Source organism: cf. Phormidesmis sp. LEGE 11477 (assembly GCF_015207105.1).
Taxonomy (GTDB): domain Bacteria; phylum Cyanobacteriota; class Cyanobacteriia; order Phormidesmidales; family Phormidesmidaceae; genus Phormidesmis.
Genome location: NZ_JADEXO010000073.1, coordinates 1 through 13,651, shown reverse-complemented (window position 1 = coordinate 13,651; position 13,651 = coordinate 1). Strand labels below are relative to the sequence as shown.

General features: G+C 50.5%; 15 protein-coding genes. 6 read left to right on the top strand and 9 right to left on the bottom strand.

The features are described from left to right. Positions 1 to 28 precede the first annotated feature (28 nt). On the bottom strand, positions 29 to 940 hold the full coding sequence (locus IQ256_RS18660; protein WP_193857065.1) for an NAD(P)/FAD-dependent oxidoreductase: 912 nt from the start codon (positions 938 to 940) through the stop codon (positions 29 to 31). Between the two features lie 241 nt (positions 941 to 1,181). Here IQ256_RS18660 and IQ256_RS18655 point away from each other — a divergent pair, with 241 nt between their 5' ends. Together IQ256_RS18655 and IQ256_RS18650 are read left to right on the top strand one after the other, a co-directional pair. After that, a complete protein-coding gene (locus IQ256_RS18655; protein WP_193857064.1) occupies positions 1,182 to 2,054 on the top strand; it encodes a LysR family transcriptional regulator in 873 nt (290 codons plus the stop codon). A gap of 146 nt (positions 2,055 to 2,200) precedes the next feature. After that, positions 2,201 to 2,764, top strand: coding sequence for a Uma2 family endonuclease (locus IQ256_RS18650; protein WP_193857063.1), 564 nt, complete (start codon positions 2,201 to 2,203; stop codon positions 2,762 to 2,764). A 51-nt stretch (positions 2,765 to 2,815) separates the two neighbouring features. Here IQ256_RS18650 and IQ256_RS18645 read toward each other — a convergent pair whose 3' ends face one another. From IQ256_RS18645 to hemW, 4 genes are all read right to left on the bottom strand, one after another. Continuing rightward, positions 2,816 to 3,028, bottom strand: a complete 213-nt coding sequence (locus IQ256_RS18645) for a hypothetical protein (protein ID WP_228025059.1) — start codon at positions 3,026 to 3,028, stop codon at positions 2,816 to 2,818. Continuing rightward, a complete protein-coding gene (gene prmA, locus IQ256_RS18640; protein ID WP_193857062.1) occupies positions 3,025 to 3,951 on the bottom strand; it encodes a 50S ribosomal protein L11 methyltransferase in 927 nt (308 codons plus the stop codon). Before prmA ends, IQ256_RS18645 begins: the two co-directional genes overlap by 4 nt. Before the next feature lie 2 nt (positions 3,952 to 3,953). Then, the gene (gene serA, locus IQ256_RS18635) at positions 3,954 to 5,534 is read right to left on the bottom strand and encodes a phosphoglycerate dehydrogenase (RefSeq protein ID WP_193857061.1); all 1,581 of its coding nucleotides are present in this window, start codon (positions 5,532 to 5,534) and stop codon (positions 3,954 to 3,956) included. Between the two features lie 133 nt (positions 5,535 to 5,667). After that, the gene (hemW, locus tag IQ256_RS18630; RefSeq protein WP_193857060.1) at positions 5,668 to 6,927 is read right to left on the bottom strand and encodes a radical SAM family heme chaperone HemW; all 1,260 of its coding nucleotides are present in this window, start codon (positions 6,925 to 6,927) and stop codon (positions 5,668 to 5,670) included. Positions 6,928 to 7,085: 158 nt separating this feature from the next. Here hemW and IQ256_RS18625 point away from each other — a divergent pair, with 158 nt between their 5' ends. From IQ256_RS18625 to IQ256_RS18610, 4 genes are all read left to right on the top strand, one after another. Further along, the gene (locus IQ256_RS18625) at positions 7,086 to 8,171 is read left to right on the top strand and encodes a PIN/TRAM domain-containing protein (protein ID WP_193857059.1); all 1,086 of its coding nucleotides are present in this window, start codon (positions 7,086 to 7,088) and stop codon (positions 8,169 to 8,171) included. Positions 8,172 to 8,330: 159 nt separating this feature from the next. Continuing rightward, positions 8,331 to 8,819 carry a GNAT family N-acetyltransferase gene (locus IQ256_RS18620; RefSeq protein ID WP_193857058.1) on the top strand — a complete coding sequence of 163 codons (489 nt, stop codon included), beginning with the start codon at positions 8,331 to 8,333 and terminating at the stop codon, positions 8,817 to 8,819. 69 nt (positions 8,820 to 8,888) lie between these two features. Then, positions 8,889 to 9,092 (top strand): hypothetical protein, encoded by a 204-nt coding sequence (locus IQ256_RS18615; protein WP_193857057.1) that lies wholly within the window; start codon positions 8,889 to 8,891, stop codon positions 9,090 to 9,092. Between the two features lie 23 nt (positions 9,093 to 9,115). Then, positions 9,116 to 9,523: a hypothetical protein gene (locus IQ256_RS18610; RefSeq protein WP_193857056.1), complete on the top strand. Its 408-nt coding sequence runs from the start codon at positions 9,116 to 9,118 to the stop codon at positions 9,521 to 9,523. A 116-nt stretch (positions 9,524 to 9,639) separates the two neighbouring features. Here the strand turns inward: IQ256_RS18610 and IQ256_RS18605 are convergent, their stop codons facing one another. The 4 genes from IQ256_RS18605 to IQ256_RS18590 all read right to left on the bottom strand — a co-directional run. Then, entirely contained in the window at positions 9,640 to 11,172 is a 1,533-nt protein-coding gene (locus tag IQ256_RS18605) for an amidohydrolase family protein (protein WP_193857055.1), read from the bottom strand. 15 nt (positions 11,173 to 11,187) lie between these two features. After that, positions 11,188 to 11,940 carry an SDR family oxidoreductase gene (locus IQ256_RS18600; protein ID WP_193857054.1) on the bottom strand — a complete coding sequence of 251 codons (753 nt, stop codon included), beginning with the start codon at positions 11,938 to 11,940 and terminating at the stop codon, positions 11,188 to 11,190. A 24-nt stretch (positions 11,941 to 11,964) separates the two neighbouring features. Beyond that, on the bottom strand, positions 11,965 to 13,263 hold the full coding sequence (gene codB / locus IQ256_RS18595; protein WP_193857053.1) for a cytosine permease: 1,299 nt from the start codon (positions 13,261 to 13,263) through the stop codon (positions 11,965 to 11,967). Between the two features lie 101 nt (positions 13,264 to 13,364). Further along, a partial coding sequence (locus IQ256_RS18590; protein ID WP_228025058.1) for a hypothetical protein occupies positions 13,365 to 13,651 on the bottom strand: 287 nt, incomplete at its 5' end.

Genomic DNA, 13,651 nt, shown 5'->3' with positions numbered 1-13,651 from the left:
CAATGAGACTTTATTATTCATAGGGAGTCTAGAGCGCTAATAGAGATTGATGAGCGAAAGCGCCTGCTGTTACACCATCCGATGCGGCCCAAGTTACGGTGTGCATTGACCGAGCAACATCTCCAGCTGCATAAACGCCTTCAACGGTTGTTTCTTGAAAGTTGTTAGTTTTCACCATTGATCCAAACGGCCCTGCTTCTAATTCGCATCCTAGTTGCTCAATTAACGGATTATTAATTGAAGTCTGTGTTGTCAGAAACAAAGCTTCGAGTGGAACAGACTGGCCGTTGTCTAATTCAACTCTCTCTAGCGTTCCAGAGTCTCCAACTAGCGATTTTACTGGAGAATCTACTATTGAAATATTACGCTTGGTCAGCTCGGCTCGCTCGTCTGCGCTTAGCCGATTATCGCCTTGGGCGAAAAACGTCACATCATCGCTCCAGTCAACCATGAGCTTAACTTGGTGAAGAGAGGCTTCTCCTACGTTCAAAACACCCCACTTTCTACCTGCTAGCTCATAGCCGTGGCAGTACGGACAGTGATTGACTGTTTTGCCCCACCGCTCCCTGACTCCTGGGATGTCAGGAAGCTGATCGGTGATTCCTGTGGCCAATATGAGCCGCGCCCCCAGATATACTGCGCCTGATTCTAATTCGACTGCAAAAGATCCATCTCCCTGCCGGGTTGCGCGGGTAGCTTTTCCCTCTATAAATTCTGCTGTTGGATAGTCTAGAAACTGTTCTTTTCCTATTCTTGAGATTTGTTCTGGGGCTTGACCATCCCGACTTAAGAATCCGTGTGCGGCTGTTGCAAAGCGGTTCCTGGGCTTTCCAGCGTCAATCACAAGAACCTTACGACGAGCACGAACAATCTGCAAAGCGGCTGAGAGTCCAGCGAAACTGCCGCCAATAACAATCACATCAAACTGGTTCTTTTCCATTCTTACACTTTGTTTGTTTTTACTGATAGAGGTTGAAGCTTTAACTTTTGTCGAGAGCATGGATGCGAGAAAGGTACCAGCCAGAATCCAGAATCGACGACGAGGTAGCTTTAACATAGTCATCACAATATTGATGCTAGAGACTCTGTTAAGTGTAGTTCGGTTAGGTATAAACTTTATTTCTCATTCAGGTATAGTATTAATACTTTTAACGCATCAATTAATTTATGGAGACTGAACTATGGAGATCAAAGACCTTCGCTGCTTCTTAGTACTAGCAGAAGAGCTAAATTTTCGGCGAGCCGCTCAGAGGCTACATATATCACAGCCGCCGCTTTCGAGGTTAGTTGCGCGTCTAGAGAAAACGTTAGGGGTTGCTCTGTTTAAGAGAACCACTCGTACAGTTGAGCTCACTGTTGCCGGAAGCGTACTGGTTGAAGAGGGTAAGAAATTGATACTCCAGGCGGACGAAACGGCTAGACGTGTGCGTCATGCCACTGCTCAAGGCTCGAAGCAGTTCAGGATTGGATATGTACCGCTAGCACTCTATACTTTCTTGCCAAACCTTCTAAGCCGCTGCCGAGAGCAGTTTTCAGAAGTAGACATAGACCTACGCGAGCGAACAACAACAGAGCTGGTGAGCGATTTGCATAGTGCTCAAATCGACGTTGCTTTTCTACATTTGCCAGTGCGTTCCGATTTGTTGGAGGTCAAAGGTATTTATCGAGAATCGATGGAGATTGCTGTCCCGACTGACCATCCTTTGGCAACTCAGCAATCTGCAAATCTAGTGGACTTTGCCAACGACACTTTCATTCTGCATTCAAGAGACGAGAATCCAGCGATGTACGATGATATTCTTCGATGCTGCTCTGAGGCAGGATTTTCGCCTCGCCTTCGGCGAAAGGCCAATCATCAAAACTGTATGGCACTATTGAGCGCAGGGCAAGGCGTACATTTTGTCGCTACAGGGGTGGAGTGTCTTCAGCCCAATAGCATTAGCCGTCTCACACTTCGCGATACCGTCCCTGCGTTAGAAGTTGCGATCGCCTGGAGAAAAGAAGACCCATCTGCTTTCGTTCAGTCAATGGTTAGTGACGCTTTAAGCCTCTAGTTTCCTTGTTCGTTGCCTGTCCAAAACTATGGCCTTTGATGATAGGTCAGTGTATCTCTCAGAACGTGCGATCGCTTAGAATAAGCATCAAGCAATTTAGGTAGAGAGTGCAGACCAGCACACCGGCCAGCAAAACGGGCAGCGCTATGGTACAGACTCCTGAAAAACTATTGTCCCTAGAAGAGTTTCTAGCTCTGCCTGAGACTGAGCCTGCTAGCGAATACATCGATGGCAGAATCATTCAGAAGCCAATGCCCCAAGGAAAGCACAGCATTATCCAGCGGGAATTGAGCTTTGCTTTGACCCTTGCCTTTCGGCCTGCTAGCATCGCTCAAGCGTTTCCAGAACTCCGCTGTACCTTTGGAGATCGCTCAGTTGTCCCAGATGTTGCCGTCTTTCGATCAGAACATATTCCGCGTGATCTTGACGGGCAGGTTTCAAACTCATTCAATCTACCGCCAGACTGGACAATCGAGATTCTCTCACCTAGACAAAGCCAAACGCGGGTGACTCGTAACGTTATCCACTGTCTCGATCACGGGTGTGAGATGGGATGGATTATAGATCCAGCAGAGTCTTTGGTATTTACCTACGGCTCAGGTAAGTCAGTGAGTGTGTTTGAAGACCTAACAGCAAGCTTGCCTACGCCTGAATTTGCCGCAGCCGTTAACCTAACGCCTGGCGAAGTGTTTGGTTGGCTGCAAGTGTAGCTCAAAGTGTACCTGCTTGGCCTTTGATCGACACTCTGAAACGCCGCTGCGTTAGGAGCCCTGACGATGCGCGATTGTCCAGAGAAAAGCAGCTACGATAAGGGAGGGGGTGATGATCAAGGCGATCGCAACCCGATTCAGTTCAGTGCCTGTCAAACCAGCAACTGGCAGCAGCGGCCCACCGAACTTGATCGCTGCGCTCAGGGCTGCTGACGAGACGATCACTTTCGCTAAGAAGATCATCGTATCCTTGGTACTGTTCATTCAGACTTTGCCAGTTCGATTGTCATCGCACACCATTCGTCTTGATAGGTCATGCCTGTTACCTGCCAGCCGTATGCACTCAGATGCTCTTCTACCCAGGCGGCTTTACTGGTTAAGATACCGCAGAGAATTCCCCAGGTCTGCTCATTAGCCAGCTCACCCAATCGAGGAATAATTAATCCCACGATGATTTCTGACAAGATGTTGCAGACAATGCCGTTAACCGGGCCAGCGGCCATCTCAATCACTTCGCCGATGCTGCCTAGCTGAATTTGGAGCGTTTCTGGCGCGATGCCGTTCAAGTTGGCGTTCTCTCCAGATGCTTTTATAGCTAGCGGATCAACGTCTGCTGCATACACCTGCTTTGCGCCGTAGAGCAAAGAGACAATGGACAAGATTCCCGAGCCACAGCCAATATCGGCGATCACCGCGTCGGTTAGCTGCTGCTCGTTACTTTGTTTCTCTAACGCTTTCAAACATAGCTGAGTCGTAGCATGAGCCCCCGTGCCAAAGGCGCTCCCTGGATCGAGGGTCAAGATAGTGCGATCGGTAGCGGGCGGCTCCATCCAGGCGGGATTAATCAGCAGGCGATCGCCCACTTCTTCCGGCTGCCAATGCACTTTCCAACTGCTAGACCAGTCCTCTTCAGCAATCAGTGACCAGCTCACCTGCGTCGTCGGCACTAGCCCCATTTGAGCCTCATCATCGAGGATAGTTTGCCGAACTGCTTCGAGCGCTCTAACGTCGAACTCGCTAGAGAGTAAGTAAGCGGTCACCACACAGCGATCGCCTCGGCGTTGACTGGCCGTGCCCTTACTTGCCCTTTGTTCTTCTAGTCGCTCTTCTAGCTGTGAAAACTGCCAGTAGACGCTGTCTTCTAACGCGATTGGGCAATCGACAGCGACTTCCCACCACTGATTCATCTTTAGAGCACCACTACATAAGCGTCACGAATACCCTGTTCTTTCTTGATCTCTTCTAGGATGCCAGCGGGCAGCGGATCGTCGATGCTGAGCACCATTACCGCATCGCCCCGGACGATCTTGCGACCTACCTGCATGCTGGCAATATTGACGTTGAAGCTGCCTAGCAAAGAGCCAATCTTGCCAATGATGCCTGGCATGTCGCGGTGCAAAGTGAACAGCATATACTTTGTTGGCGGCACGTTGATCGGAAAGTCATCCATATCGATAATGCGAACTTCACTGCCGCCAAGCAACACGCCTGTAACCGAATGCTCGCCCAAAGATCCCTTGGCTGACAAGCACAAAGAACCGGTGTAGTCTTCTACCGTTGTATCGCGCGTTTCTACGACTCGAATGCCGCGCTCTTTGGCTTCAATCGAGGCGTTGACGTAGTTCACCCGCTCTTGGAGCGCGTTAGAAAGCAAGCCTTTGAGGGCGGCAACGACCACGGGTTTGGTATCGTTTTGAGCCAGTTCACCTTGCAGTTTGATATTTAGCTCCTCGATCCGCCCGCCTGCTAGCTGACCGACAAAGTTCCCAAGTGTCTCAGCCAGGTTCAAATAGGGACGCAGCTTTTCTAGCACGTCAGGGCGCAAGCCCGGAATATTGACGGCAGAGCGGGCTGGCAGCTCTAGTAAGACATCGCGAATTTGTTCGGCTACGTCAACGGCCACGTTAACCTGCGCTTCGGCGGTAGATGCCCCTAGGTGAGGGGTTAGCACTAGCGGCTTGCCTACGGCTCTTAGCGGTGACTCGCCTAGGGGTTCTTCGCTATACACATCGAGGGCCGCACCTGCAATCACGCCATCGTTTAGCGCTTGTGCCAGGGCCGCTTCATCGATAATGCCGCCGCGCGCGCAGTTAACGATGCGAGCGGTGGGCTTCATCTTGGCGAGAGAGTCGGCGTTGATTAAGTTGGCAGTGTCTGGAGTTTTGGGAATATGCAGGGTGATGTAGTCAGATTCGCTGAGCAGCAGGTCCATTTCGACCAGGCGACAGCCCAGTTCTTCAGCGCGATCGCTAGAAATATACGGGTCAAATGCCAGCAGGTTCATTCCCATCGCCCGCGCTACGGTCGCGACGTGAGAGCCAATTTTGCCAAGGCCGACCACGCCCAAAGTTTTCTTGTAAACTTCTACGCCAGTAAAGGCTTTACGGTTCCATTCGCCCGCCTTCATCGACTTATTTGCCGCTGGGATATAGCGAGACATCGACAGCATCATGGCCAGGGCATGCTCAGCAGCGGCGATGGTGTTGCCCTCTGGCGAATTGACTACGACAATGCCGCGACGGGTCGCTGCCGGCACGTCCACGTTATCGACGCCGACACCAGCCCTGCCAATAATCTTCAGGCTTTTCCCCGCTTCTATGACGGCCTGGGTCACCTTGGTGCCAGAACGGATCATCAGCGCATCGTAGTCAGGAATGATGGCAATCAGTTCGTCTAGGGGCAATTTTGTTTTGACATCAACAGTGGCGACCTGGGAGAGAATATCTAGTCCAGCCTGATCGATGGGGTCGGAGACGAGTACCTTGGGCATAGAAGTTGTTAGAAGGTTTCGGGCTTACACAGACGGTTATGTTACTGCAAAGTGGCGGCTTCTTCTTTAAGGTTGTCATGGTCTTTATTAATTGCGTCTTTAGTTGACCGGGCCACCGAAATTAGGTGAACGATTAGCGAGAGACGGCCAGATCTAGCGCATTGAAAGCGTCGGTAATCACGACATTAGACATCAGGAAACCTTCGGGATCGCTGAGCCGTATGCGATCGGTGGGTTTGAGCCTAGGTTCATTTGAGCTTGATCGCTTGGAGTCTGAGTCCTCGGAGGCGGTGGATTCGAGAATGAGCCAGCGGTTTTGCAGATGCGGTGCGATCGCCTTTCCTAGTGCTTGCAGTCCTCGCTCTCCATAAATCTGATAAACGCCGCTTAGATCAATGCCTGACGGCAGCCGTAGCCCCATCATGATCGTTTCGATGACTTGCTCTGCTGGCTCAATCACCGGATCTGCCGTTTGGCCACCGTTTTGAACAAAATCATCTACCCACGCCTGATAGCTTTTCTGGGTGCGCGGGCGATCGATGCGCTGATGGTGCAAATAGCTGGTCGCCCCCATACCAAACCCGTAGTTTGGTTGGCAGCGCCAATAGGTCAGATTGTGGCGGCTAGCATAGCCGGGTTTGGCGTAGTTGCAAATTTCGTAGTGTTCGTAGCCGCTAGTACTCAGCACTGATTGAGCAACGCGGTACATATCTGCAGTGGTGCGATCGCTCGGCAAAGGCGACTGTCCTGGTGTGTAGTGGCGACTAAAAGCGGTCTGCGGTTCGACAATTAGATCGTAGATGGAAATATGTTTGGGCTGAAGTGCGATCGCCTCAGTCAGTGCCTCTTTCCAGTCGTACATAGTCTGATGCGGCAGCCCCGAAATCAAGTCTAAACTGAAATTCTCAATGCCTACCTGCCGTAATCGATCGACGGCCTGAAAAATGTCCTGACGCTGATGGAATCGTCCTGCGGCTGCTAGCAATTCATCTCTAAAGGCTTGCACGCCCAGGCTCACTCGATTCACGCCCGCCGACTGGTAGCCTTGCAGGTGTTCGAGATCGAACGTCGCCGGGTCCATCTCCATCGTGATTTCAGCATTTGGGGCAAGGCCAAATCGGTGGGCGATCACGCTCAAAATTAATTCCACCTGAGACACAGATAGCAGCGAAGGCGTTCCCCCACCGAAGAACACCGTATTCAGCGGTTTTTCGTCATGATTTTCGTCATAGACAGGCGTCGCCGCAATCTCTCTCAGCAGCGTCTCGACATACCTCGCCATCGTGCCAGAGGTATCGCCCCGCCGTTTTTCTCCTACAACCGTAATCGCAAAATCGCAATAGAAGCAGCGACGACGGCAGAAAGGAATATGGATATACGCCGATGTCACCATGCAGTTGCTATGTACAAGAAGTTACAAAAAAAGTGAGAAGGCCAGCGAACGCTAGATCAGCCCCTATAATAGCCGTAATCCTAATCACAGCAATGCTTTTAAGCGGGTTGCACTTTTCCTTCCCGGCTCTATACTCTATCCGGCTTTATACATAGCTTATGCTCGACGCACTCATTGTATTTTCATTCATCTTGACCGGGGCAGCCGTCGGCTTTTTCAGCGTCGATCTTTTACCCGACTCTGCCCTCGCTCAAGTCAGTAACATCGAAGGGCTAGAGTCCGTTACCGCTGGCTTTGGCGCATTAGTTGGCGTGGCTATTGGCCTGATTGTGCAGACCAGCTATCGGCGCATAGAAAAGCAAATCATCGAAATGCCGCCTGATCGGCTCCTAGCTAGAGCGGTCGGCCTAGTCGTCGGGCTACTGATTGCCAATTTAATGTTAGCCCCTCTTTTCCTGCTTCCTTTTCCAGTCAAGTTCAGCTTTATCAAACCCGTGACCGCCGTCATGGGTAGCCTGATATTCGCGGTGACTGGCATGAGCCTGGCTGAAACCAATGGCAGGGCTCTCTTCAGGCTGGTCAATCCCAATAGCTATGAAACCTTGCTTATTTCTGAAGGCACCCTGAAGCCGTCCAAATCCAAAGTGCTCGATACCAGTAGCATCATTGATGGCCGTATAGAAGACCTGCTTAAGACCGGCTTTATCGAAGGTCAGCTACTGCTGCCGCAATTTATTTTACAAGAGCTACAAAGAGTCGCCGACTCAGCCAGCGATCAAAAGCGAGCCAGAGGCAGGCGCGGCCTAGACATTATCAACCGCATCCGCAAGAACTATCCCGATCGCGTGATCGTTGACCCAGCCGACTATGACGATATCAATGCGGTTGATTCTAAACTGGTCAAGCTAGCCCAGGAAATGAAGGCAGATTTGCTCACCACCGACTACAACCTCAACAAAGTCGCCAGCGTTCAGCAGGTCAGCGTCTTGAATATCAACGACTTAGCCAAGGCGCTTCGTCCTACCTACTTGCCAGGTGACGATATTGAAATTCGGGTGCTAAAAGAAGGCAAAGAACCCTCACAAGGCGTCGGCTATCTGAATGACGGCACGATGGTCGTTGTAGAAGAAGGCAACGAGTACATCGGCGATAATCTAGTTGTCGTCGTTACTGGCGCGCTGCAAACGTCAGCCGGTCGGATGATCTTCGCTAGGCCCAATCGCTCTGCTATGGCTTCCTCATAATCAAAGCCTAACAACGCCCATGCACATCGCCGTCGAAAGTGAATCGGTGCGATACAGATGTTATCTGCGACAGTGAATAGGCAAAATTAGTCGCTTTCCCTGTCGCTGATACTCGGCTAGAGGAGTAGCTTGTGGAATGGGTTATGTTTTGAGATAGAAGTGGTAGATATCAGCTTTCGATTTGGAGTCCAAGATGACGCACCTCAACTAGATAGAGTTCAATCTTTGTCCATCGTTGGTTTGTGCAAATCGCATTACACAAACGAAGAGATCAGGGCACTCACTCAGCATATAAAGCCATATCATACTTGGATTGCACAAGGTATGTTTTCCGGCTTTTTCGTATTTCTCGCTGAGAACAACGGTGATATTGTTGGTTTCTCTTCAATAAGCGGCAAAGGGATACTTCATGGAATGTACGTTCTTCCAGAATATTCTCAACGTGGAATAGGCTCTAAGTTGTTATCTGGTGTTGAATCGACAGCTAAACAACGAGGAACAGAATATATTTCGGTAACGGCTTCACTAAATTCTCAATATTTTTATGAAAAACACGGTTACCAATATCTTGGTTCAGCATCTTTGCCCCTAAGACAGGGAACCACCATCAAGGCAATTTCAATGCAAAAGATATTGACCTGTCCCTAACTAAGTGCTGCTCTACATCTCCGTGAATACGTTATGTTTGAGATACTAAATGACGTAACGGGCTGATTTATGAAGTTGGCAGATTTGATCCCGGCTGCTCGGCAGTTACCAGAAAGCGAAAAAATTGAACTCGTCCGTCTTCTTGCTTCTGATCTGTATGATGGTAGAAATATATCGCCTTTCGAACCCTTCAAAACCTATTTCTTACCGACGCCTTACGATACCTTTGGTGCGGGAGCCATTCTCATGCAGGCTGTGCCGACTGCTGATTAAAGTGGAATAATTCAGCCAGCATCATGCGCTTCAGATATTCAACGACTGACTCATCCCAGAACGAGTTCGATAGTCTACCTCGTATTCCGCTAATTCTGAGCCATCAAAATCGAAGTATAGAAGTGGTTGGATTAGTAGACAGTGGGGCTACAGTGAATGTTTTACCCTATGAAGTAGGACTCAATCTAGGCGCGACTTGGAATGACCGACAAGCCATCATTCAGCTTGCAGGTAATCTAAGCCGTCAGCCAGCGATACCATTTTTTGCAGTAGCGGAAGTCGAAGGATGCGGCTCCGTACAACTAGCCTTTGCCTGGGCAAGAAGCGAAAATATACCGGTAATTCTTGGTCAGACCAACTTTTTCATAGAGTTCGACGTTTGTTTCTATCGCTCTAAGCTCGAATTCGAGATCAATCCAAAATCAGAATAGCCGCCAAACCCTATGCAGGAGCGGACGGATTGAAAAATCTTAGGTGTAGTCTAAAGACGCTGACCGCTGCTCAGCTTTACGTTATCCAGCTAGCTTTACTATCAAGCTTGGGTTGCCTAAGTTCGAGAATTGGTCTCGATGTAAGGGTCGAGTTTGGGGACAGGCCAAGCGCCATACCACTGCATCAGGTGGGGCCTGATAGCCTTTGCCAGCGCTCGATACTCTGTGTTGTCTGGGGTCGCGGCTAGCTGCGCGGCTAGCTCTCGGCCCACGGCTGAGAAGTCGAATCCGGTTGGCTGAGCGTCTTTTAGCACGACTTTGCCGTTGATCAAAACGGTGTCTACGTATGACTGGCGCGATCGCATCATCACTACAGTCATTGGGTCGGCTTCGGGTGCTATCCAGGGCCAGGTCATGCACTCGCAGTCTACTAGAACAATATCTGCTTTGTAGCCCGGTGCTAGCTGACCGATACTCTCTTGCTTGCCAAAAAGCTTAGCGCCGCCGGCTGTGGCGATTTGAAAGATATCTGAATAGGTGGGAGGGCTGTCTTGAATTTGGGGCGATCGCGCTAGCCGCATGGCCAATCGCATCTCGGTAAACATATCCTCATCGTCGTTGAGCGTGGTTCCATCCATTCCCAATCCCACAGTGACGCCACCTGCCAACAGCGCTGGTAGTGGCGCAATGCCCGCCCGCAGCCGCAGATTAGAGCTCGGGTTGTGGCTAATCGAAGCGCCCGTTCTGGCGAGGATTTCAATATCTGATTCGTTGACCCATACGCCATGAGCCATCGAGAACTGAGGGCTAAGCACGCCTAGCTTGTCCAGATGAGCAATCACGGACTCACCGTAGAACCGTGGCCCCATCTCTTTTTCGTAAAATGATTCTAGAGCGTGGGTTTGAACGCTCGTTCCTAAACGGTTCGCCGTTTCAACAATCTTGGCTAGCAGCTCGTCGCCTACCCACTGCGGCCCTGGTGGACCGAACCAAACATCAATCAGCGGATGATCCCGATATTGTTTGACCGCGTCACTGACAATCTCTAGATAGTCACCGGATGAAAGTCCTTGACTAAGGGTTGACAGTGCTTTTACCTGCTGCTGTAGCTCAGAGGGCAGTGAGGAGAGAAAATCTGCGTCTTGGCCTTCGCCATGCACCAAAAAACTGTCGTATTTAGCACCAGGGGTGAAAGCAACTCGGATGCCTGCTTGCTCGTAAGCGCTTAGACAGCTCTGCATCTCTTGATAGCTGGTATCTACAGAGCCACCGATGCTAGCCACATCAACAACGCTGGTAACCCCTGTTCTAAGTAGATAGGCCGCACTGAGCAGAGTCCGCAGCTTTGAGTCTTGCGATCGCTGGGCGTTACGAGAATATAGCCAAAGCTCTAGCAAATCATCTTCTATACCTGAAAGAGAATTAGGTATGCCGTTGCTGTGGTGATGCGCGTTAATCAAGCCAGGCAGCACAGCGTGATGAGAAGAGCCTAGAACCGCAGCCGACGGATAGCGATCATGCATCTCTTGCCAATCGCCTACCTCTAGAATATTTTCTCCTTTCATTACTACAGCGCCGTCCGATAAAACGCCATTGGCGCTAAATACCCATCGTCCTCGAACTAGCTGAATAGATTCCATCTGTTTCATATTTTCTAGTCTCTACTATCGCCCACCAGCGACATCAATAAACGCACCTGTTACATAAGAAGCTTGTTCGGAGAGTAGCCAGGCGATCGCATTTGCCACCTCCGCTGGCTCGCCGCCGCGCTGCATCGGAATGGATGATTTGACTCGATTGATCCGATCGGGTTCTCCACCGGCTATATGAATATCGGTTTGAATGAAACCGGGTCGAACAGCATTGACTCGAATGCCTTCTGCAGCTATCTCTTTTGATAGGCCAATTGTCAGCGTGTCGATAGCCCCTTTTGATGCTGCATAGTCAACATATTCTCCTGCCGAACCGATTCGCGCCGCTGCTGAGGAGACGTTGACAATCGCTCCACCGGAGCCGCCGTAGTTAACTGACATCCTTTTCACAGCTGCTTTTGCACATAGAAAGTAGCTCGTAATATTGGTGGTGAATATTCTGTTCAAGCGCGCTACATCCATCTCATCTACTCGCATTTGAGTTTCTAGTCTGCCTGCGTTGTTGATGAGCGCCGAGAGTGTACCGAGCTGTTCATCAACGGCTTTAAACAGATGGACAACTTGATCTGCCTGACTGACATCAGCTTGGACTGCGATCGCTCTACCACCTCTTTCCACAATAGTTTTAACAACGCTATCGGCAGCCTCTCGACTGTTGAGATAGTTGACGCAAACAGCAAAGCCTTGATCGGCGATCGCCGTTGCCGTTGCCGCGCCAATTCCACGACTAGCGCCAGTGATAATCGCTACCTGACTCGAAATCATCAAAGGGCGGTTTCTAAGGCTGTCTTAGTACTCTCGAATCGGCTGAAAAATCACTCTATGCAATACACCATACAGCACCGCCGCAGTCACAATGCCATTTACCGGACCAATCCCATAGCCAGCGCTGCCAGTCGTGTAGGCAACCACAGAGCCCACGACATAGGCGATGATGCCAGCCCAGTTAAAAGCTGGAACGTTGGCTGAGAGCGCTGGAAATTCTCCTCGGTGGCGCAGCCAAAAATCAACCATGATGATGCCACCCACAGGTGGAATTACATTGCCTAAGAAAATTAGATAGGTTGGCAATAGCTCGTAGATACCAGAGAGGGTCAGCACTAGCGCAAAGGTGGCACCGCCTAACACGAAGGCATGGCGTTTGCGGGTGCGAAACATGTTGGCCCCGGCCACAGAAAAAGCGTATATAGTGTTGTCTTGCGTTGTCCACACGTTCAAGATCAACAGCAGAATGCCGCCTGCTAAGATGCCCTGCTGGCCCATCGCTGCGACTAGATCCTCTGAGCCGTAGACCAAAGAACAGAACGCACCGGCAAACACCAAAACACCGTTGACAATCATAAAGGCACTGAGCGTAGAAATGACTGCGTTTTTGCCCGTATCGGCAAACCGACTCCAGTTAGTGGATTGCGTTCCTCCCGAAATGAAGGTGCCGATCACAACGGCTAAGGCCGCTCCCATGCTCAGCGCACCCGAAGGCTCTGCGATCGCACTACTATCAAAGTCACGAGCAGCCAGTGCCATACTCAAGGCCACCAAAACCAACATAGCCGGAACCGCTAATCGACTCAGCCAGTCAATCGCCTGGTAGCCGATATAGGCGGTTGCACAAAAAGCATAGTTAAAGAAAAACACCAACAGAACATAGAACAATCCACTATCAGGCGCACCAAAAACGCCCAGCAGTGCCTGAACGATAATTGCTGTGGTAAAGGCATACCAGCCAATTTGGGTAGCGCCTAAAATGAAATCTACCCAGCGAGAGCCGACATTGCCAAAGCTAAACCTGGCCATTAGCACCGTCGTCAAGCCGCTTTGGCAGGCGATGTAGCCCAGGGCCGCGCAATAGGCTCCTAAGATTAAGTTGCCGATCAAGATAATGGTGAGCAGCTGAGAAAAACTCAGGGCCGCGCCGAGCGTTCCGCCCGCGAACAAAGTCGTTGAGGTCAGCGCAAAGCCCATCAGCAATAGCGATAGAGACCAGAAGGGTTTGCGATCGCTAAACGGTACGGCGCTTAAAGGATAATCTTCTTCAGCAGCTTTCTCGGCTTCTAGCGGCTGAATGGGCGGTTTGGTAGAGGTTGACATTACTTTATAAAAATCGTCTTACCCTACCTTCTAAATCTATTCATGCGAGGCAATCGTATCCTGTAATACGGTTAGCGCAAATTAGAGACTATTGTTTACCTTCAATATTCCTTGATATCGTAGGCGTTGAAAGAATCCCAAATATCTTCTTGGTGTTCGACGAATAGCTGTCTGCCGATGTCGTAGGCTACTCGCGGCAGGGCAAACTGCAGCCCAGAGAGATAAGCCCTAAAGCCGCTGAGAAAGGCACCGCCCGATAAGTAATAGCAGCGCTTGAGATAGTCATGCTCTGGGGAGGTCGGGGTGAATTCTAAGCTTTTGCCTAGGTAGGGATATTGAGACATTTCGGTGTGTTCTTTGCCGGGGGGCGGGGTGAAATGCGATTGCC

Excerpts from the sequence above, each read along its gene's own strand:
- IQ256_RS18610 (WP_193857056.1), top strand. The coding sequence starts at position 9,116 with ATGCGCTTCAGATATTCAACGACTGACTCATCCCAGAACGAGTTCGAT.
- IQ256_RS18660 (WP_193857065.1), bottom strand. The coding sequence starts at position 940 with ATGGAAAAGAACCAGTTTGATGTGATTGTTATTGGCGGCAGTTTCGCT.
- codB (WP_193857053.1), bottom strand. The coding sequence starts at position 13,263 with ATGTCAACCTCTACCAAACCGCCCATTCAGCCGCTAGAAGCCGAGAAA.
- serA (WP_193857061.1), bottom strand. The coding sequence starts at position 5,534 with ATGCCCAAGGTACTCGTCTCCGACCCCATCGATCAGGCTGGACTAGAT.
- IQ256_RS18605 (WP_193857055.1), bottom strand. The coding sequence starts at position 11,172 with ATGAAACAGATGGAATCTATTCAGCTAGTTCGAGGACGATGGGTATTT.
- IQ256_RS18655 (WP_193857064.1), top strand. The coding sequence starts at position 1,182 with ATGGAGATCAAAGACCTTCGCTGCTTCTTAGTACTAGCAGAAGAGCTA.
- IQ256_RS18615 (WP_193857057.1), top strand. The coding sequence starts at position 8,889 with ATGAAGTTGGCAGATTTGATCCCGGCTGCTCGGCAGTTACCAGAAAGC.
- IQ256_RS18645 (WP_228025059.1), bottom strand. The coding sequence starts at position 3,028 with ATGAACAGTACCAAGGATACGATGATCTTCTTAGCGAAAGTGATCGTC.
- IQ256_RS18650 (WP_193857063.1), top strand. The coding sequence starts at position 2,201 with ATGGTACAGACTCCTGAAAAACTATTGTCCCTAGAAGAGTTTCTAGCT.
- prmA (WP_193857062.1), bottom strand. The coding sequence starts at position 3,951 with ATGAATCAGTGGTGGGAAGTCGCTGTCGATTGCCCAATCGCGTTAGAA.
- IQ256_RS18625 (WP_193857059.1), top strand. The coding sequence starts at position 7,086 with ATGCTCGACGCACTCATTGTATTTTCATTCATCTTGACCGGGGCAGCC.
- hemW (WP_193857060.1), bottom strand. The coding sequence starts at position 6,927 with ATGGTGACATCGGCGTATATCCATATTCCTTTCTGCCGTCGTCGCTGC.
- IQ256_RS18600 (WP_193857054.1), bottom strand. The coding sequence starts at position 11,940 with ATGATTTCGAGTCAGGTAGCGATTATCACTGGCGCTAGTCGTGGAATT.